Raw genomic sequence first — 21,083 nt, 5'->3', positions numbered from 1 at the left:
ACTCGTTGATCGTTCCCTGCTGCGGGAACGATCACACGGCTTGATCAGGCATCAAGCACATCCCGATAAAAACGCCATTCTTTCTCCAGAGCATCTGCCAGGTTACTCGCCTTGCGGAATCCATGATGCTCGTCTGCGTAGAAGTGCGCTTCAGTCTTGATGCCGTTGTCTTGCAGGGCTTTGAGCATGGCCCGGGTCTGTTCGGGCACTACCACGGCATCCAGCTCGCCTTGAAAGAAAATCACCGGCACCTTGATGCGGTCTGCGTGCAACAGCGGCGTTCGATCCTGATAACGCTCGATGTCCTTGTCCGGGTCGCCGATCAGCCAGTCCAGGTAATCGCCCTCGAATTTATGCGTGGCCCTGGCCAGTGCTACCGGGTCGCTGACGCCATAAAGACTGGCACCTGCACGAAACACATCCTTGAAGGCCAATGTACAAAGTGTGGTGTAACCACCCGCGCTGGCGCCGCGAATGAAGGCCTGTCCTTGGTCAATCAGGCCACGTCCCGCCAGATGCGTGACAACCGCACAGGCATCTTCCACGTCCGCCACGCCCCATGCCAGGTGCAGGCCTTGCCGATAGGCGCGACCGTAGCCGCTGCTGCCGCGATAATTGAGGTCTGCCACGGCGAAGCCGCGGTGTGTCCAATACTGAATACGTGGGTCCAGCACCGGGTAGCAGGCGGAAGTCGGGCCACCATGGATGAACACCACCAATGGCGGTTTTTGCGTGCCGGTCATGGCCGGGTAGAAATAGCCGTAGGCCTCGGCTCCACCGCTGGGATAACGCAGCGGCTGAGGGCGGCTGATCAGTTCGGGCGGCAGCGGCGAGCCTCCCCCGGCAAGCACCTGAACACCGGCGTCGTGGCGAGAAATAGCCAGCACGGCAGATGTGCTCACCGCGGATGCCGCGATGCAATACACGAACTCTTCGTCAATGGCGAGGCTGCGAAAGCGGCTGTAGCCAACGCTGAAATCCTCGACGCTGCCGTCAGCCTGACAAAGCCCCAGAACACTGGAGCCGTCTTCGATCCAGCTCGCCAGATAGCCATCGTTGATTGGCAGCCAGGTGCAGCTGCCCAGTTGCCAAGGCGCAGAAGCGTGATCGGCCGGGCTGGCGGGCAGCGGCGCAAACCCGGAAGGCGATTCACCCCACGGCTGCCAGAAGCCAGCGCGATCAGTCAGGCAATGCAGGCGACCGTGGGCGTCAAAACGTGGCTGTTGCAGCGACTCTTGTGCGCCTTCGCCTGCAACACACTGCGCAGTGCCCCAGCTGCCGTCGTCTTGTCTCGCTGCACACATCAAGCGGGTGCTGGTCCACGGCTGATGCGGGCGTTGCCATTCGATCCAGGCCAGGCGCTTGCCGTCGGCGCTGATGATCGGCGATGCGTAGAAATCAGCGCCTTCTGCCAGCAATCGGCGCTGCCCGTCAGCCAGATCGATAGCGACCAGCCGATGCGTATTGCGGTCTTCTTCAACGGCGAGAATCTGACCACCGCTAAAGAACAGGCCGCCATAACGCTTGTCGCCCTCCGTCAGCGCAACCGGCGCGCTGGCGCCCAGCGTCTGGCGGTACAATTGCTGGTCGCGCTCATTGACGAACACTAGCGCGTCGTCGGCCAGACAGAACGAACCACCACCGTATTCATACACCCGGCTGCGAACGCTGAAGCCTTGTGGTGTCAGGCAGCGCTTGCTGTTCGCGTACCAGTGCCAGATACGACAGGCGCCGTCTTCGGGGCGGTATTCGTTCCAGAACAGGCCCGCCGAGCTGACATCCAGTTCGGCGAAGTCGACGCCTGCAGCGACCGCTTGGGCGGCGCTTAGGCGTTCAGGAGGATTTTGCGATGAGTCGTGAGTTTCGGTCATTGCGAAAGGCCAGCTCTTCAATGGTTTGAGTAGCGGTTTCGGACTCGTCACGAGCCTGAGTGATGATCCCGTGGTGGTAGGACTTGCTGCACACCGGGTCGGCATTGGCCGCGTCGCCGGTCAGCATGAAGGCCTGGCAGCGACAACCGCCGAAGTCCTTTTCCTTCTCGTCACACGAACGGCACGGCTCGGGCATCCAGTCGTAACCGCGGAAGCGATTGAAGCCAAACGAGTCGTACCAGATGTGCTGCATGCTGTGGTCGCGCACGTTGGGGAACTGGATCGGCATCTGCCGTGCGCCGTGGCAGGGCAGTGCGGTGCCATCTGGTGTCACGGTCAGGAAGATATTGCCCCAGCCGTTCATGCACGCTTTGGGACGCTCTTCGTAATAATCAGGCGTGACGAAAATCAGCTTGCACGGATGATTCTCTGCCTCCAGCCGGACGCGGTATTCATTGGTGACGGCTTCGGCGCGGACCAGTTGATCCTTGGTCGGCAGCAGGCCGAGGCGATTCAGGTGCGCCCAGCCATAGAACTGACAGGTGGCCAGTTCGACGAAGTCCGCTTCAAGCGCCAGACACAGCTCGATGATCTTGTCGATGCGGTCGATGTTGTGCCGATGGGTGACGAAATTCAGCACCATCGGGTAGCCGTGCTTTTTGACCGCCTTGGCCATCTCCAGTTTTTGCGCGAAGGCTTTTTTCGAGCCGGCGAGCATGTTGTTGACCTGCTCGTCGCTGGCCTGAAAGCTGATCTGGATGTGGTCCAGGCCTGCTTCCTTGAAGGCGATGATCTTTTCTTCGGTAAGGCCGATGCCCGAGGTGATCAGGTTGGTGTAGAAGCCCAGACGCCGGGCCTCGGCGATCAGTTCGGCGAGGTCCTGGCGCACCAGCGGCTCGCCGCCTGAAAAACCGATCTGCGCCGCCCCCATTTCCCGCGCTTCCTGCATGACCTTGAACCACTGCTCAGTGCTCAGCTCCTGGCCCTGTTTGGCAAAATCCAGCGGGTTGGAGCAATACGGGCACTGCAACGGGCAGCGATAGGTCAGCTCGGCGAGCAGCCACAGGGGCAGCCCGACCTCGGGAGTGGGCGGTATGTAGGGGGTGTTGGTGACGGGGGCCAGGTCAGACAAGATCGATCCAGTTTTTCTTTTTGGCGCCTTCCATGAACTCGTCGACGTCCATGCCCAGTTCGGGAACATTGGGGAACTGCTGCTGAAGCTCATGAATGATGGCGGTGATGGTGCGCATGCCATCGATCAGCCCGCCAATCAGGGCAGCGCTATCATTGAGTTTGATCATGCCCTCAGGGTAAAGCACCACATGCGCCTTTTGCGCAGGCTCGTACTGAAAGCGGTAGCCTTGATGCCATTTGGGTGTCAACGCTCGGAACTGCGGATCGTGCTTCATAGCGTAATCCCCTTATGCCAGACTTTTTGGTCTGTAACGCTGTGATACGGCGGGCGGTTCAGCTCGTAAGCCATGGACATCGCATCGAGCATGCTCCACAGGATATCGAGCTTGAACTGCAGGATTTCCAGCATGCGCTGCTGGCCTTTATATGTAGTGTAGTGCTGTAACGTGATGGCGAGGCCGTGTTCCACGTCGCGTCGGGCCTGGCCCAGGCGAGTGCGGAAATACTCGTAGCCGGCCGGGTCGATCCACGGGTAATGCTGCGGCCAGCTGTCCAGGCGCGATTGGTGGATCTGCGGCGCGAACAGTTCAGTCAGCGAGCTGCTGGCCGCTTCCTGCCAGTTGGCGCGGCGGGCGAAGTTTACGTAGGCGTCAACGGCAAAACGCACACCCGGCAGCACCAGTTCCTGCGAGCGCAGTTGGTCCGGGTCGAGCCCCACGGCCTGACCGAGGCGCAGCCAGGCTTCGATACCGCCGTCTTCGCCGGGCGCGCCGTCATGGTCAAGCAAGCGCTGAATCCACTCGCGACGGATCTCGCGATCCGGACAGTTGGCCAGAATCGCCGCGTCCTTGAGCGGAATGTTCACCTGATAGTAGAAACGGTTGGCGACCCAGCCCTGAATCTGCTCGCGGGTTGCACGACCCTCGTACATCGCCACATGGTACGGGTGATAGATGTGGTAATAGGCACCCTTGGCGCGCAAGGCCTGTTCGAATTCGGCGGGGGGCAGTGCAGTCGCTTCGCTCATGTCAGCTCCTAAAGCTCGATGCTCATGCCATCGAAGGCCACTTCGACGTTGCGACGAACCAGCTCCGCACGTTCCGGGGAGTCTTCGTCGAGAATCGGGTTGGTGTTGTTGATGTGGATAAGCACTTTGCGCTGCTCGGGAAAGCCTTCGAGGACTTCCAGCATGCCGCCGGGGCCGTTCTGTGCCAGATGGCCCATTTCCCGGCCGGTACGCGTGCCGACGCCACGGCGCTGCATTTCGTCGTCGTCCCACATTGTGCCGTCGACCAGCAGGCAGTCGGCGTCACGCATCTTCTCGGCCAGTGCTTCATCGATCTTGCCCAGGCCCGGGGCATAGAACAGCTTGCCGCCGGTGCGGGTGTCTTCGACCAGCAGGCCGATGTTGTCGCCCGGATGCGGGTCGAAACGGTGCGGCGAATACGGTGGCGCGGCGCTGCGCAGTGGGAAGGGCGTGAAACGCAGGTTCGGGCAGGCAGGGATCACGAAGCTGCCTTGCAGCTCAATGCGGTTCCAGTTCAGGCCGCCGTTCCAGTGCTTGAGCATTTCGAACAACGGGAAGCCGGTGCTCAGGTCTTCATGGACCATGTCTGTACACCAGACCTGGTGCGGGCAGCCTTCGCGCAGGCTCAGCAAACCGGTGGTGTGGTCGATCTGGCTGTCCATCAACACGATCGCGCTGATGCCGGTGTCGCGCAATGCGCGCCCCGGCTGCATTGGCGCAAAGCTCTGCAGTTGCGCACGGATATCCGGTGAGGCGTTGCACAGCACCCAGTTTATGCCGTCGTCGGACAGCGCAATCGACGACTGGGTCCGCGCGTGAGCACGCAGGCTACCGTCGCGAAAACCTGCGCAGTTGACGCAGTTGCAGTTCCACTGGGGGAATCCACCACCAGCAGCAGAACCTAGAATCTGGATGTACATGACAGCTCCTGGCACACGTTCTGAAATAAAAAACAGCCACAACCATAAAAAAAGCCCCGGCGAACCGAGGCTTCACAGCGCACTGAAATCAACGGCTTGCGAAGTACATGGTGACTTCAAAACCGATACGCAGATCAGTGTAAGCAGGTTTAGTCCACGACATAAAAATCTCCTCGGATAAGTGCTGCGGTTGGTGACTACATCTTAGTGCATCGCTGAAGGCATACGTTCAGATAGTTAGGGAGCTATGTTACTCAATTTAACAATTGCGCAGGACTGGAATCTGCAGGAAAGACCATTACCGTTCAGGTAAGGATAGCGGGATGGCCGCGTTGGCAGGGCGATTGGCCACGATCAGCCAGCCGCCAGTGGCATTGGTCAGTTGCTCCGCAGCAGCGAGTAACGAGTGTGTATCCAGATTTGACAGAGCGCGTTGCAACGCCTGCGAATGGCTACCCTGATGCCCGGCAAGATGCGCTTGCCACTGCATGTCTGCCTGCTGCTGGTCCGGCATGCTCAACGGCTCGAATTGGGCTGAAAGGGCTTTTATCTGCTCAGGCACATCTGCATCGCGAACCCGCTCGGGCAATCTGCCGATGAACGTCTCAATGTGCTGAAAAAGCTGCCCTGCGTCGCAGGAGGGCGATTGAACACCAAACAGTAATCCGGTCCTTCCATTGATCTGCCTGATGCCACTGAACACGGCGTAACCCAGTTGCAGCTCGACCCGCAGCCGCTGGTAGAAGAGCGCTTGTGAAACGTGCGCGAGCAACCGCCAGGCAGCTTCATCTGCAACGGAGGCCGTAGGGGCCGGGCAAAACACCAGCACCGCGTCTTCCGACGAGGACGACGCTTCAGTCGCCCAGCGCTTGCCAGGGCGAGTGGCGGGCAGCGTTGGTGAGTCTGGTTGCCGAACGCCCGGTGCTGCTTTCAATGTGGCGTCTATCAGGGGCTGGCTGGCAGCACACAAGCCACTGGCGAAGCTGATCCAGCGCGAAGCCGCCCATACGCTCGGCAGATCGCCAACCGTCAGTTGCGGTTCGCTGCTCAGGTAATGATCGGCAAGCTGTTTGAGCAACTGACGAATCGGAATCAACTCAGGCTCGTCGCCTGCCAGCGATGCGGGCTCAGGGTGCTGCAAGCGATGCAGGGCGTGTTCGATAACCGCAACCATCGGCTCGCGCAGGCCGTTCAGTTGAAGCTGCCAATAAGGCCCGTAAGCACTGAACGTCAGGGTCACACCAGCCTGACGTGCGTCTTCGATCAATGGCTTGAGCCCTGTATCGAGCATCCGCCAGAGGGTTGGCTGCGGGGAGGGCAGTTCCCAGCGCAGATAAAACGCGGCTTCATCGCTGTTGGTGAGTGCCGTATCGAGAAACGGATTCGGCGCTGGCAAACGCCAATTGACCTGCTCGATGCTGTGGGTATCGGCGAGTGCGGAGCCGATCAGCGCGTCGGGCGTGAACTGTTCGAGCAGCGCGCGCAATGCCTCTTGGCCTTGCGCGCCTAACTGCGCAGGCGTCTCGCGACAGTAATGATGTGCCAGCGCCAACGCACCGAGCATGTGCAGGCGGCGTTGTTCGAGGCTTTGGTATTGCTCGACCAGCAACGGCCAGTGAGCCTTGAAAAAATCGAGCCAGCTGAAAAACAGGCTGTTGATGGTGAGAGTGTTCGCGAGGGCATCTTTCAGTTCGATATCAAGCAAGAGCTGCCCGCCGAACTGGTACAGCGGTGCGGCTTTCAGGGAGCTGGCAAGGCCCCTGTCGACCAGCTCGGCAATCAGTCCGCCCGGCTGAGTTGCATTAAGCCAGTGACAGAAGAACGCCAGCGCTTCGTCAGACTTGTCCGGCAAGTCCTCAAAGGCAAACAGCAGGTGGTTTTGCTGGTCAGCCTTTGGTCGATTGGCAATCAGCGGTGGGGGCGGTTGTTGTATGGCCTTCACACCACTGGCGAACATTGCGCCATGGTTGATTGCCAGTGTTTCCAGCTCGGCCATTGGTAGCGGCCCACTCAGACACAGGGTCATCTGCCCTGCCTGATAGAAGCATCGATAAAAGTCCTGCAACGCCTGTTGAAAGGCAGGGTTGGGCACTGACAGGCTGTAACGATTGCCAGCATGAAAGCCGCGCAGCGGATGCTGTGGATTGATCGATGCCAGCCGGCGCGCTTGATCGCGTGATGCGCTATCGCCGACCCAGGCGATGAACTCGGCGTGCAGCACTTCGCGCTCGCGCAGTTGATCGGCCATGGTCATGCGCGGACGGGCGAGCATGTCGCACAGTCGCTCCAGCCCTTGGGCAAAGACCGCCTGCGGCAGCTCAAAGAAGAAGTCAGTGGTGCGTTCGCGTGTGCTGGCATTGACCTGACCGCCATGGTGCTGCACGAACGTCATCAGGTTTTCGCTGGCAGGGAAGCGCTCGGTGCCGAGGAACAACAGATGCTCCAGAAAATGCGCCAGCCCGGGCCAGGCCTGCGGCGCATCATGGCTGCCCGCCGCGACGCGCAATGAAGCTGCGCAGCGCTTGAGGCGCGGTTCGTGACACAGCACCACATTCAGGCCGTTGGCCAGCGTTAGGCGTTTGATGTCAGAGGAAGGCGGGGCAGGCATGAGGGTGTCCACGGCGGCAGGGAATGCAAAGCATCATGCTAGCGGATAACCGGCGAAGTTCGCGAGCATGGCTGAACCAAGGCAGGACGCGGAGCGTCCAGAACTGCATGCCTACGCGGAGCGTCGCACGATAATCGAGATTGTCACTCCAGTGAAGGAGCGCCGAGCGTGACGCCTCGGGATCAAGTCAGCGACGTATACAGCCCCGGCCGACGATCGACGAAATAGTCGTTCACCGTCCTGGCCTGGACCAGCAATGCCTTGTCCAGCGTCCCCACCAGCAAGCCTTCGTCCTGACCTGCCAGCAACGGGCGGCTGCCGTCCGGTGCGCAGAGGCTGCTGAGCCCGCAGTAACGAATCGCGCCTTCGCTGCCGCAATAGTTGGCGTACACCACGTAGCAGTGGTTCTCGAACGCTCGCGCCCGTACGGTCACTTCACAGACAAAGTCGTAAGGCAGCATGTTCGCGGTCGGCACCAGAATCAGTTCGGCCCCTGCCAGCGCAAGCCGACGGGTGTTTTCAGGAAACTCCACGTCGTAGCAAATCAACATGCCCAGACGCCAGCCGTTCAATTCGACCACCGGGTAATGATCCTCGCCTGCTGCGAACATCGACCTGTCCAGCTCACTGAACAGATGGGTCTTGCGGTAGTTGCACAGACGTGTGCCTTGGCTGTCGATCAACTGCACGGCGTTGTAGATCTGCTGATCAGGCCCGCGCTCCGGGTAGCCGTACAGAATTGCAATGCCGCTGGCTTGCGCGATGGCGGCAATGCGCGACGCTGCCGGACCATCCTGCGTTTGCGCCAGTTCACTGACCGCCTGTGCACCGATGTTGTAGCCAGTCAGGAACATCTCCGGGCAGATCAGCAGCTGTGCCCCTTGCTCTGCGGCAGCCTGGGCCTGTTGTTCCAGACGCGTCAGGTTGCCGCTTATATCCAGCGGCAATGGCGAGCATTGATACAGCGCAATGCGCATGGGGGTTTCCTTCTGTCAGTCGCCCAGTGCAATCGGGCCGATTTCATGAAACACGTCACCGGGGCCGGGGTTCTCGGCGTGAGTCTTGCCGCCGAAGTGGTTCATGATGCCCCACACGGCGTTGAGCGATGTCTGCACTGCGCCTTCAACCCAGGCCGGTGTCCAGGACACATCGTCACCGGCGATGAACATGCCGCGCTGTTCGCTGGGCATGTCCTGCTGCATGAAGTGCGCGTACATGCGCTGGTTATAGCGGTAATGGCCCGGCAGCGCACCTTTGAAGGCACCCAGGAAGTGCGGGTCGGCCTCCCACGAAACGGTGATCGGGTCGCCGATGATGCGCGCCGCGATGTCCACTTTCGGATAGATCTTCTTCAGCGCATCAAGCGCCAGCTTCACACGCTTCTCGATGGGCTGCGGCAGCATCTTCAGCGCATCGCTCATCCACGAGTAAGACAGGCAGATCACGCCCGGCTTGTCGTCGCCGTTATCGAACAGGTAAGTGCCACGGGTCAGGCGGTCGGTGAGGGTCATGCTCATCAGATCGCGACCGGTTTCCGGGTCCTTGTCCTTCCAGAACGGACGGTCGACCATCACGAAAGTCTTCGAGGATTGCATGTAGCGTGTGCGATCCAGGGCCATCCACATCTTCTGCGAGAACAACGATTCTTCGCACTCGATCTGCGTGGTCAGCAGCCAGCTCTGGCAGGTGGTCAGCACGGCGGCGTATTGCCGGGTGTCGCCCCAGTTGTTCAGTCACGGAAAAGCTTCCGTCCTCGGCGCGGGCAATGCGTTTTACGCCAGGACGCGGTGCGCCGCGGTGCAGCGAAGACAGGCTGGTGCCTTTGGGCCAGTGCGCGCAACGCTCGGGCACATGGCTCCACAAACCGACCGGCACTTGCTGCACGCCGCCCACGATCAGGTGCTGGTGCTCATCGCAATTGGTCATCACCACGCGGAAGATTTCCAGCATCGAGTTGGGGAAGTCCGAGTCCCAGCCGCCGGTGCCGAAGCCTACCTGACCAAATACCTCGCGATGATAGAAAGACAGTTTGGCGAAGGCCTCGGACGTCGCGACGAAATCGTAGAAGGTGCGGTCATCCCACAGCGGCACCAGCTTGTTCCACAGCTCTTTGAGGCGCGGCACATCACGGTCACGGATGGCCTGCTGGATGTCACCGAACTGCGAGCCGCTTTCCAGTGCGTCGGCCCAGGCGTCGGCCACTTCCTGAAACAGCGCCGGCAGATCCGAGAGCATTTGCGCGTAATAGGTGGTGCCTTCCAGGTCGATGACGGTGCTGCCGGAAGCGGCGGTCAGCGGGTTGGGAAAGGGCCTGGACTCAAGGCCCAGTTTGTCGACGTAATGAAAGAATGCGGTCGATGACACCGGAAAGCGCATGCCGCCCAGTTCGGCAACGATGCCTTTGGCACCCTCAAACTCTTGCGAACGCAACCGCCCACCCATCTTGGAGGCTTCGTACACCACTGGCTTGAGGCCCATCTTCATCAGCTCGTAGGCCGCCACCAGCCCGGCGATACCGGCACCGATAATCGCTACTTCCGCGCCATGATTTTCAGCCGGGATACTGCCCAGACCTTTCGGGTGTTCGATCCAGTGATCGAAGGCGAAGGGGAAGTCGGGGCCGAACATCGTGATCGGCTTTTTGCCGTTGGCGGGGTGACGGTTGTTCTTCATGACGGACCTTGATGGGCAACGGCGAAAACAACAGTCTAGAGAAGGGCGGGCACGTTAATAAGACGCAAAGTGTCGTCGATATGCTGTTTATTTATGCAAAGTGACGAATATTTTGGTCATCTTGTATGGTTTCGTGCAGCTATGGCTTGCTTATACCGGCTGGCCGCGGTCGATCTTGCTGCTGAGGATGATCGATGTCGTGGTCTTCTCGACACCATCCACGCTGCCGATCAGGTCCAGTAGTTGGTCCAGTTGCTCGGGAGAGTCCGTGCGCAGCCAGGCGACGTAATCGAACTCGCCACTGACCGCACATAACTGCTGCACCTGCGCCATGGCGCTGAGTCGGCGCAGCACTTCCTTGCCCGAACGAGGTTGCACGGTGATGCCGACGTATGCCTGCAATCCGCCACTGACCACTCGCTGGCCAAGGCGCACGCCATAGCCGGTAATCACCTTGCTGCTTTCCAGGCGTGCCAGCCGGGAGGTGACGGTGGTACGGGCGATGCCCAGTTGACGGGCGAGCATGGCGACGCTTTCGCGTGCATTGATTTGCAGCGCTGCGATCAACTGTCGATCAATTTCGTCCAGCACGGGCGGGCGGGTATCGGGCACGGGTATTTCCTTAAAACTTCCAGCGTTTAGCGGTCTTGGCCAGGCGTGCCTGGAGCCCGTCCAGGTTCTGTGCCAGTTGCTGAGTCATCAAGTGATAGCCCATCAACTCGGCTGGAATGACCGGCTGCGCGGGAGCGCTTTCCGATGTGCGCACCAGACGCTCGGTTGCGCCGGTTTGCAGCGCGCGAGCCATGCCGATCAACTGACGACGTATCTGCCGGTAATCGTTATCCAGTGAAGTTTTAAACGACTCGCCCGCCACTTTATCCAGATCGGCAGGGCGAATATTGGCGAGAATCTCCAGGGTGCTCAGGCACATGCGGAAATGGCCTTGAATGGCGTCCAGCTCGACCATGGACATCTTCACTTCCTTGGAAACCGACGGCAGCAGCGAGCGCAATTGCAGCATCGTGGCGTTGAGCCTGGCGTTCAGCTTCAGATGCTCGTCAGCGGTGACCGGCTGGCCTTGCACGATTCGTCCATAGACCTTGGCGCAGTCACGCAAGCCACTGGCCAGGTTGTAGCGCCAGGAAAACACGGCATACAGTGGCAGGGCGAAGGAGAACGCCAGCGCCAGCGCGATACCGATCAAAATATCTACGGTGCGCCACAACCCGTCACTGATCGGGTTGTAGCCATGACCGGCCACGATAAACAGCGTTATCGCCGACAGCAGCGCGGTGTAACCGCCTTTGCCGATAGCGTGATAAGCAAAAAAACCGCACATAACCGACATCATCGCGTACGTCAGTAGCGGCATTTCCAGATAGCCCTGCTGGACCACCACGATCAGGCCAAGACCAGCTCCGATCAACGTTCCGTAGGCGCGCTCGACTGACTTTTTGCCGATATTGCCGTGGTGTTGCAAACCGCCGATGACGATCAGCATTGTCACCGACGCCCACTCGCCATGAGGCAGATTGAGGCCCGTGGTCAACAGAATCGTTACCAGCAAGCCCACCGCAATCCGCGCCGCGTGGATCAGCCGCGCATGCCGATAACGGCGATATGGGTCCAGCAGCGGACGCAGAACAGGGCGAAGCCAGGAGGGTATGAAAGCAGAGCGCGAATTCGTCATGCGTTAAGAGACCGCGAGGGTAGGGAAGAGATTCCCTGATTGGATGATGGCAGGTCTCAGTAAGCCACATTTTGAGAGGAGATGGGTGGTGTATGTTGGTGATCAGTGAACATGACATCGTGGATTCAAGCGGTAGTAATCACGGTCTGAATTCAGTAAGGATGAAATCCAGCACTTTTTAAGATGCCTTTATATGAGGCTTTATGGTCATTAATGTGTGCTTTTATGATCTATTATCTACAGGTTCAAGCCTGCAAACGTGCTACTTTGTGATTCCTTGAACCCCCGCGCCTGCTCGCTGGTAACTGCTCATGAAAGCTTTTTTCCCCGTTCAATGCAGCGACACGCTGTTGCGGATTGCCCTGCTGGTAAAGCAGGCCCGGCTACAACAGGGCGTTCGGCAAGTGGATCTTGCCGAGCGGCTGGGCATTTCGCTGCGTACATTTCGACGCATCGAAGCAGGCAGCGCAGACGGCGTATCGCTGCGCGACTTCATGCTGGTGGTCTGGGGGCTGGGTGTGTCAGAGCGCTTGTTTCAGGGGCTGCGAGACGACGAGTCGTTTAGCGTCGAACAGCTTGAAGCGGCCGACCGCAAGCGCGTTCGCCTGCCCAGAAGCAAGCCGGAGGACTTCTGATGGCTCAGGCCTACATTTATATGGAGTGTCCTGTCAGCGGACAGGCACTAACGCTGGGCAAATTGACGATCCAGTCCGGTGTCGGGACGTTTCAGTATTCACCTGATGCAGTGCAGGAGAACATCTGGGTGCCGGACCCCTTCAGGTATCCGTTGTCTGCGCGGGCCTATTCCGTGCCGAAAAATGGCGGTGTGCCGGGCTTTATCGATGACGCCATGCCCGATGGCTGGGGGGAGCGGTTGTTGCATCGGGTTGAAAAAGGCCCATTGGACCCGATACAGCTTTTGCTCAAATCTCCCAACAGCGACAGGGCGGGCAACATCATGGCCGGACTGGCTCGCACAGCACAGGACGGACTGGGCCAGACGCCCCCCAAAGCCCTGCATGCCAAGGGGCTTGATCATTTCATCGATGCCTGTGAAGCGATCTACGACAGCCAGCTTAGTGGTGAGCAATTAGAGGCGCTGAAAGTCAGGGATCAGCGATCCTCCGCTGGCGGCGCTCGTCCGAAGCGAACGTATCTGGGCGACAGAAAACTGATTCTGGCCAAGCCTCGCGATAAGTTCGATCACTATGACCTGCCCTCTGTGGAGCATGCCTGCATGACGTTCGCAGGGCTTAAAGGGCTTCAGGCGGCCAACACCTCTTTGTATCGCGGCGAGCGAATCAATACGCTTCTGGTCGAGCGCTTCGACCGCGTCTTTGATGAGCCGACCCGGCGCTTTCGCCGGCTGCCGATGCTCAGCGGTTTGACCTTGCTGGACGCCGAGTGGAAGGCTCGGACACACCCGGACTGGCAATATGCAGCACTTGCAGATGAGTTGTATCGCCGTGGTGCGCCAGACCAGGACCGACAGGAACTGTACCGACGCATGGCTTATAACGTACTGGTCGGTAACGCCGACGATCATCCTCGTAACCATGCCGTCATCTGGAAAGAAGGCGTCTGGAGGTTATCGCCGCTGTACGACGTACTGCCGATTCTGGACGAAGGGCCTGCTCAGGCACTCGCCATGTCAGTCGGTATCGAAGGGCCACGTCTTAACCGGGGCAACCTGCTCAGCCAGCACGCCCACTTTGCCCTGAACAAGGAAGAAGCCGAGGCAGCTCTTGATGAAGTGGCGGGCTGGGAAGCCGAGCTGCACGACTATTACAGTCAATTTCTGGCCGGTGCAGAGCTGGATGCTGCGGTCGATGCGACCAGTGCAGCGCGTTTGAAGCGCTAGTAGATCCAGAGATGTTCGGACATTGGATATGCCTTTGAGGTGAGCCGAATACGGGTTTAATCGGCTCATAAGGTGAGCCGATTGTGCTGGCTATTCGGCTCACCGTCCAGACGTTGTTTCGGGCCAAAAAATTTCAACTACCGTTCGTCCGCCTTCATAGTGGTTCACTTGCTGGCGTAATGGAACCGTATCAGCCTTCCCGACACTTATGACGGCACAGCATCGCTCCTTGTGGGCAATCTGATGAGATCCCGGGCGCAATGCCCCGGTCATCACTAATGGCCAAGCGGAGTTTATCCTTCATGAAAAAAAGTATTTCCCTGCTCACGACTTTGTTTTTCTGCCATGGCGCATTGGCAGGAACGATGCTCGATGAACAGAGCATTACTTCGTACGTCGACAGTCACAGTGCCGAGCAGGTCGCGTTGCTTGAAAAACTGGTGAACATCAACAGCGGCACGGACAACGTGGACGGTGTCGTCAAGGTCGGTGATCTGATGAAGGCAGAGTTGGAAGCGCTGGGCTTCGATACCCGTTGGCACGAGTTACCGGCAGGGATGAACCATGCCGGTAGCCTTGTCGCGGTGCATGACGGTAACAAGTCTGCGAAACGAATCTTGCTGATAGGCCATCTGGACACGGTGTTTCCGGCCACCAGCAAGTTTCAGGAGTATTCATTGATAGATGGCGGCAAAAAAGCCAAAGGCCCCGGAGTGATCGACGATAAGGGCGGCCTGGTCACCATTCTTTACGCCTTGCAGGCGCTGAAACACAGCGGCGCATTGCAGGACATGAATATCTCTGTGGTCCTGGTTGGTGACGAAGAGCTGGCGGCCAAGCCGACTGAAATTTCCAGAGAATGGCTGATTGCCGAAGCCAAAAGAAGTGACATAGCACTGGGCTTTGAATTCGCCTTGTCGCCCAATCAGTTAATCACCGAGCGCAGAGGATTGAGCGAATGGTTTTTGACCAGTACCGGCATAGACAAACACTCAGCGACTATTTTTCAGCCTGAAACCGGTTTCGGTGCGGTGTACGAGTCGGCCCGGGTGCTTGATGAAATTCGCTCCAAACTCTCCGGTGAGCAAGGCTTGACCATCAACCCTGGGCTCATTCTGGGCGGCGCCACAGCCCAGGAAGATGTACCAAACGGGCAAGGCACTGCCTCGGGGAGAAAAACCACAATCGCCAGAATAGTGTCCGTGCATGGCGACCTGCGGTTCAGCAGTGAAGAACAGCGAAGCTCTGCCGAAGCCCGCCTGCAGGAAATAGCCAGTCACTCGCTGCCACAGACTCATAGCGAGTTGAAGATCAAGGCAATCATGCCGGTCATGGTTGATCGCGAAAGTAATCGCAAACTTCTGCAAGCCTACAGCAAGGTCAGCCAGGACCTTGATGGACCTTCACTGGAATCGGCTCCGTCAGCGGAAAGAGGCGGTGCCGATATTTCCTATGTGAACAAATATGTAACGGCGAGCCTGGACGGTCTTGGCGCGTGGGGGCAAGGTGCCCACAGCGAGAATGAAACCATCGATCTGGGTTCGCTGCCCGTGGTGACCAAACGCGCCGCGCTGTTCATCAGCCGCTATGGCAAATAGCTATTCTTCAGCCGGGCGCTGAGCCCTGCCTGGCTGAAGAGCACAAGGCCGACGGCAGCACCTGATGCGTGTTGCCGTCCTCACCTGCAGTGTTGACCAGCCAAGGAGAAAAGCCAGATGGAATTTGATCTGCGGTTGTCGCATGACAACGATCTGGAGCAGTTGCAGCGTCTCTCTGCGCGGGCTCGCCAGCGGTATACGATCATTCCCTCTTTGGCTCATGTCGCCGAAAGCCCACCGCTGGGCGCAGACAGATTCGAAGCCTGCCGGGTCATGGTTGCTGTAGACAGGCATAGCGATGAAGTCATCGGTTTCGTAGCCATGCGCCTACTGGATGATTACTTATACCTGGACAATATCTCGGTCGAACTTCTTGCTTCAGGCAAGGGCGTTGGAAAAAGCCTGCTGTCGTCTGTCGTGGCATACGCGCATTTGCGTCGGGCTGATGCGGTAAGCCTGACAACATTTCGCGAACCACCCTGGAATGGCCCATGGTTTCGTCAGCATGGGTTCTGTCCGATGCCGACGGATTGTATTGGCGATGGGTTAAGGCGCGTCATGAAGCGTCAGTCGCAGACTTTCGATCCTGCGACGCGTGAGACCCTGTGGCGTCTGCTTTAACCCATGCCAAGTCATGGATGCAATCCACTTTAGCGAACTGCGCTTTCCTCATCGAGCTGCAAGGTCGATACATAAATGCCTTGTTGGCTATCCGCCATCTTCGTTTTGTTGTTCAAGATTCGTACAGCCAGTCTTTGCCATATTCGCCTTGCCAGCCTGTTCTTTCACCGCGGTGAGAGCTGCAGCGCTCCAGCCAAAATGTATCAAAACAGAAATATTGTGGACACCTTGTCACCACAAAATGCACGCCACTCGCTGATGCACCGGCTCTGACCCCATAACCAGAAATCTCAGGCATCTCCTTCAGACGAGCGAATATTTGCTGCCATGAATAACCTGAACCTGCTGCAGACCTGCCAGAACGAACAATCGGCGGACGTGATTTACGGTCCGATTCAACCTGAACTGCTGCGCGAGGAAGTGCTGGCCGATTTGCTGGAAGCCAGCGCCCGGCGCAATCCGCAGCAAGTGGCACTGATCTTCGGCGAGCACCGGATCAGTTATGGGGAGCTGGACCGGCAGGCTGATCAGGTGGCTTCTGCGCTGATCAAGGCTGGCGTAAGGCCTGGGCACATCGTTGGTCTGTGGCTACCGCGAGGCATTGAGCTTCTGGTGATGCAGGCCGGTATCGCCAAGGCGGGTGCCGCCTGGCTGCCTCTGGATCAGGACACTCCGGTGGAGCGTCTGCAAATATGCCTGGACGATGCCAGCGCAGTGGGGCTGGTGTCCTGCAACGCGCTGAGCCCGTTGCTGGCTGGTAGCGGTCTGAACGTATGGACGGCCGAAGCGCTGCTGACACAGACCGACGCAGCGTTGGTGCGCCGCAGTGGTGTGCTTCCCGATCATCCTGCGTACGTGATCTACACCTCCGGCTCCACCGGCAAGCCCAAGGGCATCCTGATTTCCCAGCGCAGCATCTGCCATTTCCTGCGCAGCGAAAACGCGGTACTCGGTATCTGCGCCAGCGACCGGGTCTACCAGGGCTTTTCCGTGGCATTCGACATGTCGTTCGAGGAAATCTGGATTGCCTATCTGGTGGGCGCAACGTTGTGGATAGGCCCAAAGGAAACCAGCGGAGACCCCGAAACCCTGCCACGTCTGCTGAACGAGCAGCGCATCAGCGTTTTGCACGCGGTGCCTACCTTGCTGGCGCTGTTCAGCGAAGACGTCCCCTGCCTGCGGGTGATCAATCTGGGCGGCGAGATGTGCCCTGAGTCGCTGGTCGACCGCTGGGCCACGCCGAACCGGCAAATGTTCAACACCTATGGGCCCACCGAAGCCACTGTATCGGCGAGTCTGGCGCGGTTGTCGCGTGGTCGCCCGGTCTCGATTGGTACGCCGCTCCCCAATTATGGTCTGTTGGTAATCGCCAATGACCCAGCGGTCGGCAGCAGCCTGGCACCCAGCCTGCTGCCCCGTGGCGAAGTCGGCGAACTGTGCATCATCGGCCCCGGTCTGGCTGAAGGTTATCTGGGCAGACCGGATCTGACCCAGGAAAAATTCCTGCCTAACCCGTGGTCCACTGGCTATCACGATGCGCGCCTGTACCGCACCGGCGACCTTGCGCGGATCGACGATGAAGGGCAAGTACAATGCCTGGGACGTGCCGATGATCAGGTGAAAATTCGTGGCTTTCGCGTCGAACTGGGCGAGATTGAAGCGCTGTTGGCGCAACAGCCCGGCGTAGGTACTGTTGCCGTCCTGTTGCGCAACGAGGGTGGCATTGATCAGCTGATTGCTTATCTGGTTTGCGACACATCGACGGACTCCACATTCACCAGCCAGCTGCGCAAGGTCTTGCAGGCCCGGTTGCCGTCGTACATGGTGCCGGGGCATTTCGAGTTGCTCGACAGCATGCCGCGCCTCACGTCCGGAAAAATCGACCGCAAAACACTCAAGGCCCGCCCGTTGACGGTTGATGCCGCGGGTGCTGGCGCAGAGTCCGACGTGGCTGAAACTGAAGGCGAAATCGCACTGTTTGCTGCGTTGGCCACACTCTTTCCTGGCATGCCGATCCGCCGCGATGCGGACTTTTTCACCGATCTGGGCGGGCACTCCTTCTTTGCAGCACGTTTGGCCTCGGCCTTGCGGGCGAACCCTCGCTTTGCACAAATCACCGTGCGCGACATTTACCAGCAACGCCGTATCGGCGCGATTGCCGAAGTGCTGGATCAAGCACCGCAAGAGATGGCTGCCCCGGTCGACTGGACGCCTCCGTCCGCGTGGCGTCGCTGGCGTTGCGGCGTGGCTCAGGCTCTGGCATTGCCGGTAATGGTCAGCCTGCGCATGACCCAGTGGCTCGCGCCGTTCTTTACCTACCACTTGCTTACCGGTTCGCCTGACGACTCTGTGGCTTTGGCGACTCTGGCTTCTATCTCGGTGTTTCTGATTGCCACCGTTCTGCAGTTTTTCATCGCGTGGGCGGCCAAATGGCTGATCGTTGGTCGCCTGAAGCCTGGAATATACCCATTGTGGGGCGTCACTTACTTTCGCTGGTGGGCCGCCGACCGTATGGTCGAGTCGGCACCGACTTACCTGTTGAGTGGTTCTTCGCTTTATCCCCTGTGGCTGCGCGCCCTGGGAGCAAAGATCGGTGAGGAAGTGATTATCGGCGGGGCCACGGTGCGGGCCCACGACCTGCTGGAGATCGGTGACGGGGTCAGCGTCGGCAACGGCGTGAGCTTCGAGAACGCGCGCGTCGAGCGGGGCCAGTTGCATCTGGGACGTATCGCCTTGCAGGACAATGCCTGTGTCGGTTCCTACGTGATCATGGAGGGCAATACTGCTATCGGTCCGTGGGGGCATCTTGAGGCGCAATCGGCCATGGCCGACGGCCGGGAGGTTCCGGCGGGTCGTATCTGGCAGGGCTCACCTGCGCGTGATGTAGGCGCGTTCGACACGCTCGGCCAACCTGCGCGGCCTGTGACCAGCCCTGCGCGTTTGCGGGCAGAAAAACTGTTCTTCGTGTTCGGCGTTCTGCTGGTCGCGACGCTGTTCTTCATCCCGGTCTTCCCGACCTTTTTCCTGATCGACTGGTTCGACACGCAGAACGTCTTGCCATGGTTCGAGGGCAGCGGACCATTGGGACAACTGGCGCGCTATTTCCTGCTCGCGTTCCCGGCCAGTGCGGTGCTGATTGTCGCGACTGTTCTGGCCTCTGCCGCATTGCGCTGGATCGTCTTTCCACGTCTCAAGCCGGGTCGCTACGCGGTACACAGCAACACTTATTGCGCCAAGTGGCTGATCAGTCAGATTCAAGAGGCCAGCCTCAATGTGCTTTCCGGTATCTACGCCACGGTGTACTCGCCCTTCTGGTATCGACTGTTGGGTGCGAAAGTGGGGCGCGACGCCGAGATTTCCAGCGCACAGGGCGTCATCCCGGACATGCTGACCCTGGGCGATGAAACCTTTATCGCCGATGCGGTGATGCTGGGCGATGAGCGTATCGATGGCGGCTGGATGACCATGCAACCCACAGTCGTATCCAATCGCAGCTTTGTCGGCAACGGCGGTTACATTTCAGATGGCACGGTGCTGCCGGAAAACGTCCTGATCGGCGTCCATTCCTGCGCGCCGCACAACAGCAAAATGGTCGACGGCGACACCTGGCTGGGCTCACCACCGATCCACCTGCCTGCCCGCGAGCAGGTAAGTGGCGCTCCCGAATCACTGACCTTCAAGCCTTCACCGCTGCGCCGCCTGGCCCGAGGACTGGTCGAAGGCGTGCGCATTGTCACCCCGCACGCGGTAGTGATCGCCGTTGGCTACACGGTCATGCTTGACCTGATGCCTCTCGCCGACGACGAGCGCTGGGGCGCGGTGCTGGCCTACCTTGCAGTGATCGGCATGGCGTACAGCGTGGGTAACTTTCTGCTGATCGCGGCCCTGAAATGGCTGGTGATGGGCCGCTATCGCAAACGCGCAGACCCTATGTGGACACCATTCGTATGGCTCTCGGAAGGTATCACCAGCCTCTATGAAGGCATGGCCGCACCAAACTTCATGCGCTACCTGCGCGGTACTCCGTGGTTGCCGCTGGCCTTCAACCTGCTCGGCTGCAATATTGGCCGAGGGGTTTACATGGACACAACCGACATCACCGAATTCGACTGCGTCAGCATCGGTGCAGATAGTGAGCTGAATGCCGGTGCCTGCCCGCAAACACACCTGTTCGAAGACCGGGTCATGAAGATTGATCACGTCAGCATCGGCGAGCGCGTGTACATGGGCCCACGTAGCGCCGTGCTCTATAGCGCCGTAGTCGGCAACGATGCGCACCTTGGCCCACTGACCCTGGTGATGAAAGGCGAGCATATCCCCGCGTGCAGTCGCTGGGCCGGCTGCCCGGCGGCACCTGACAGGGCATGAAACGCGGGGCGAGCTGGGCATTCGATGAAGATGGCCGGCTCGCCCCTCCAGAGTCCTTCCCTCGGCAGAATGTATTGCTGGTCAGATGCGTCACCAGGCCAGGCTGTGCAAGAGATGAGGCCAGAAACCGCATTCGGGCTTGCGTGCGAACCGCCGTGGAGCAGTGGCTCGAATTGCCATCGGAAGCGATCACGTTCATCAGCGCCCCAGGTCTCGCGCCGCGATTGATGATCGACGGCCTGCCGGAGCCCGGTTTTTCCATCAGCCACGAAGCTGGATTCTCTCTGGCTGCGGTCAATCTCAACGGAGCGGTGGGTGTGGACTTGATGCAGGTCCAGCCTGTACCGGACTGGCAGGTTGTTGCGCGGGATTATCTCGGGCCAGATGTAGGTGCGCGACTGCGGGATGTTTCCGAGACGATGCGCCCGGTCGCGTTTGCCAGGGCCTGGTGTGAGCGAGAAGCTTTTTTGAAACTGCACGGCCGTGAGTTGGGGGAGTGGGCAGAGGTGGGGCAATTGGAGGGCGTGGGCATTGAGGTTGAATTGGGGACGAATGTGGTTGGGATGGTGGCTTTGAAATGGCCTCGATGTGTAGCTCAGAGCCGTCAGGTCGGGACTGTCAGTCGGTACCGCGACTCAAAGCCCCGTGAGACTGTCAGAAATTTTGTGTTCGGGCATAACATGTAGCTAGAGGTGCATGTATGCCGACCAAA

16 protein-coding genes and 1 pseudogene are annotated in these 21,083 nt (G+C 59.3%); 6 read left to right on the top strand and 11 right to left on the bottom strand.

Annotated features, from left to right (window positions below; translation table 11 throughout):
• Window positions 1-44 precede the first annotated feature (44 nt).
• From AO277_RS14995 to AO277_RS14945, 11 genes and pseudogenes are all read right to left on the bottom strand, one after another.
• Window positions 45-1,871: a S9 family peptidase gene (locus AO277_RS14995; protein WP_044318265.1), complete on the bottom strand. Its 1,827-nt coding sequence runs from the start codon at window positions 1,869-1,871 to the stop codon at window positions 45-47.
• A complete protein-coding gene (gene pqqE, locus AO277_RS14990) occupies window positions 1,834-3,003 on the bottom strand; it encodes a pyrroloquinoline quinone biosynthesis protein PqqE (protein WP_003372397.1) in 1,170 nt (389 codons plus the stop codon). The genes AO277_RS14995 and pqqE overlap by 38 nt, the downstream gene beginning before the upstream one ends.
• Window positions 2,996-3,280, bottom strand: coding sequence for a pyrroloquinoline quinone biosynthesis peptide chaperone PqqD (pqqD, locus tag AO277_RS14985; protein WP_044318264.1), 285 nt, complete (start codon window positions 3,278-3,280; stop codon window positions 2,996-2,998). The genes pqqE and pqqD overlap by 8 nt, the downstream gene beginning before the upstream one ends.
• A complete protein-coding gene (pqqC, locus tag AO277_RS14980) occupies window positions 3,277-4,032 on the bottom strand; it encodes a pyrroloquinoline-quinone synthase PqqC (RefSeq protein WP_044318263.1) in 756 nt (251 codons plus the stop codon). The genes pqqD and pqqC overlap by 4 nt, the downstream gene beginning before the upstream one ends.
• An 8-nt stretch (window positions 4,033-4,040) precedes the next feature.
• On the bottom strand, window positions 4,041-4,952 hold the full coding sequence (gene pqqB / locus AO277_RS14975) for a pyrroloquinoline quinone biosynthesis protein PqqB (RefSeq protein ID WP_005735079.1): 912 nt from the start codon (window positions 4,950-4,952) through the stop codon (window positions 4,041-4,043).
• A gap of 88 nt (window positions 4,953-5,040) precedes the next feature.
• A complete protein-coding gene (pqqA, locus tag AO277_RS14970) occupies window positions 5,041-5,115 on the bottom strand; it encodes a pyrroloquinoline quinone precursor peptide PqqA (protein ID WP_003422658.1) in 75 nt (24 codons plus the stop codon).
• 135 nt (window positions 5,116-5,250) lie between these two features.
• Window positions 5,251-7,560, bottom strand: coding sequence for a pyrroloquinoline quinone biosynthesis protein PqqF (gene pqqF / locus AO277_RS14965; protein WP_044318262.1), 2,310 nt, complete (start codon window positions 7,558-7,560; stop codon window positions 5,251-5,253).
• A gap of 182 nt (window positions 7,561-7,742) precedes the next feature.
• Window positions 7,743-8,537: a carbon-nitrogen hydrolase family protein gene (locus tag AO277_RS14960; protein ID WP_044318261.1), complete on the bottom strand. Its 795-nt coding sequence runs from the start codon at window positions 8,535-8,537 to the stop codon at window positions 7,743-7,745.
• 15 nt (window positions 8,538-8,552) lie between these two features.
• A pseudogene (locus tag AO277_RS14955) lies at window positions 8,553-10,233 on the bottom strand (flavin monoamine oxidase family protein).
• A gap of 150 nt (window positions 10,234-10,383) precedes the next feature.
• Window positions 10,384-10,845: an Lrp/AsnC family transcriptional regulator gene (locus tag AO277_RS14950; RefSeq protein WP_002555556.1), complete on the bottom strand. Its 462-nt coding sequence runs from the start codon at window positions 10,843-10,845 to the stop codon at window positions 10,384-10,386.
• A 10-nt stretch (window positions 10,846-10,855) separates the two neighbouring features.
• On the bottom strand, window positions 10,856-11,923 hold the full coding sequence (locus tag AO277_RS14945) for an FUSC family protein (RefSeq protein ID WP_044318260.1): 1,068 nt from the start codon (window positions 11,921-11,923) through the stop codon (window positions 10,856-10,858).
• 311 nt (window positions 11,924-12,234) lie between these two features.
• Here AO277_RS14945 and AO277_RS14935 point away from each other — a divergent pair, with 311 nt between their 5' ends.
• The 6 genes from AO277_RS14935 to AO277_RS14910 all read left to right on the top strand — a co-directional run bounded on the left by AO277_RS14935 (window position 12,235) and on the right by AO277_RS14910 (window position 21,057).
• Window positions 12,235-12,558: a helix-turn-helix domain-containing protein gene (locus AO277_RS14935; protein ID WP_004654729.1), complete on the top strand. Its 324-nt coding sequence runs from the start codon at window positions 12,235-12,237 to the stop codon at window positions 12,556-12,558.
• Complete coding sequence (locus AO277_RS14930) at window positions 12,558-13,784, top strand: type II toxin-antitoxin system HipA family toxin (RefSeq protein ID WP_044318259.1); 1,227 nt, start codon at window positions 12,558-12,560, stop codon at window positions 13,782-13,784. The genes AO277_RS14935 and AO277_RS14930 overlap by 1 nt, the downstream gene beginning before the upstream one ends.
• A gap of 302 nt (window positions 13,785-14,086) precedes the next feature.
• Complete coding sequence (locus AO277_RS14925; RefSeq protein WP_044318258.1) at window positions 14,087-15,382, top strand: M20 family metallopeptidase; 1,296 nt, start codon at window positions 14,087-14,089, stop codon at window positions 15,380-15,382.
• A 117-nt stretch (window positions 15,383-15,499) separates the two neighbouring features.
• Window positions 15,500-16,003, top strand: coding sequence for a GNAT family N-acetyltransferase (locus tag AO277_RS14920; RefSeq protein ID WP_005735085.1), 504 nt, complete (start codon window positions 15,500-15,502; stop codon window positions 16,001-16,003).
• 327 nt (window positions 16,004-16,330) lie between these two features.
• Complete coding sequence (locus AO277_RS14915) at window positions 16,331-20,371, top strand: Pls/PosA family non-ribosomal peptide synthetase (protein ID WP_044318257.1); 4,041 nt, start codon at window positions 16,331-16,333, stop codon at window positions 20,369-20,371.
• Window positions 20,368-21,057: a 4'-phosphopantetheinyl transferase family protein gene (locus AO277_RS14910; protein ID WP_044318256.1), complete on the top strand. Its 690-nt coding sequence runs from the start codon at window positions 20,368-20,370 to the stop codon at window positions 21,055-21,057. Before AO277_RS14915 ends, AO277_RS14910 begins: the two co-directional genes overlap by 4 nt.
• Window positions 21,058-21,083: the final 26 nt, after the last annotated feature.

Origin of the sequence: Pseudomonas amygdali (assembly GCF_002699855.1) — a bacterium.
GTDB classification, from domain to species: Bacteria; Pseudomonadota; Gammaproteobacteria; order Pseudomonadales; family Pseudomonadaceae; genus Aquipseudomonas; species Aquipseudomonas amygdali.
The sequence above is the reverse complement of the archived record's forward strand: the minus strand, read 5'-3'. Positions and strand labels throughout refer to the sequence as shown.

Bases quoted from the DNA above. Each gene is read 5' to 3' on its own strand.
- AO277_RS14945 (WP_044318260.1), bottom strand. From the start codon at position 11,923: ATGACGAATTCGCGCTCTGCTTTCATACCCTCCTGGCTTCGCCCTGTT.
- AO277_RS14930 (WP_044318259.1), top strand. From the start codon at position 12,558: ATGGCTCAGGCCTACATTTATATGGAGTGTCCTGTCAGCGGACAGGCA.
- AO277_RS14920 (WP_005735085.1), top strand. From the start codon at position 15,500: ATGGAATTTGATCTGCGGTTGTCGCATGACAACGATCTGGAGCAGTTG.
- AO277_RS14925 (WP_044318258.1), top strand. From the start codon at position 14,087: ATGAAAAAAAGTATTTCCCTGCTCACGACTTTGTTTTTCTGCCATGGC.
- pqqF (WP_044318262.1), bottom strand. From the start codon at position 7,560: ATGCCTGCCCCGCCTTCCTCTGACATCAAACGCCTAACGCTGGCCAAC.
- pqqC (WP_044318263.1), bottom strand. From the start codon at position 4,032: ATGAGCGAAGCGACTGCACTGCCCCCCGCCGAATTCGAACAGGCCTTG.
- AO277_RS14995 (WP_044318265.1), bottom strand. From the start codon at position 1,871: ATGACCGAAACTCACGACTCATCGCAAAATCCTCCTGAACGCCTAAGC.
- AO277_RS14915 (WP_044318257.1), top strand. From the start codon at position 16,331: ATGAATAACCTGAACCTGCTGCAGACCTGCCAGAACGAACAATCGGCG.
- AO277_RS14935 (WP_004654729.1), top strand. From the start codon at position 12,235: ATGAAAGCTTTTTTCCCCGTTCAATGCAGCGACACGCTGTTGCGGATT.
- AO277_RS14910 (WP_044318256.1), top strand. From the start codon at position 20,368: ATGAAACGCGGGGCGAGCTGGGCATTCGATGAAGATGGCCGGCTCGCC.
- AO277_RS14960 (WP_044318261.1), bottom strand. From the start codon at position 8,537: ATGCGCATTGCGCTGTATCAATGCTCGCCATTGCCGCTGGATATAAGC.
- pqqB (WP_005735079.1), bottom strand. From the start codon at position 4,952: ATGTACATCCAGATTCTAGGTTCTGCTGCTGGTGGTGGATTCCCCCAG.
- pqqD (WP_044318264.1), bottom strand. From the start codon at position 3,280: ATGAAGCACGATCCGCAGTTCCGAGCGTTGACACCCAAATGGCATCAA.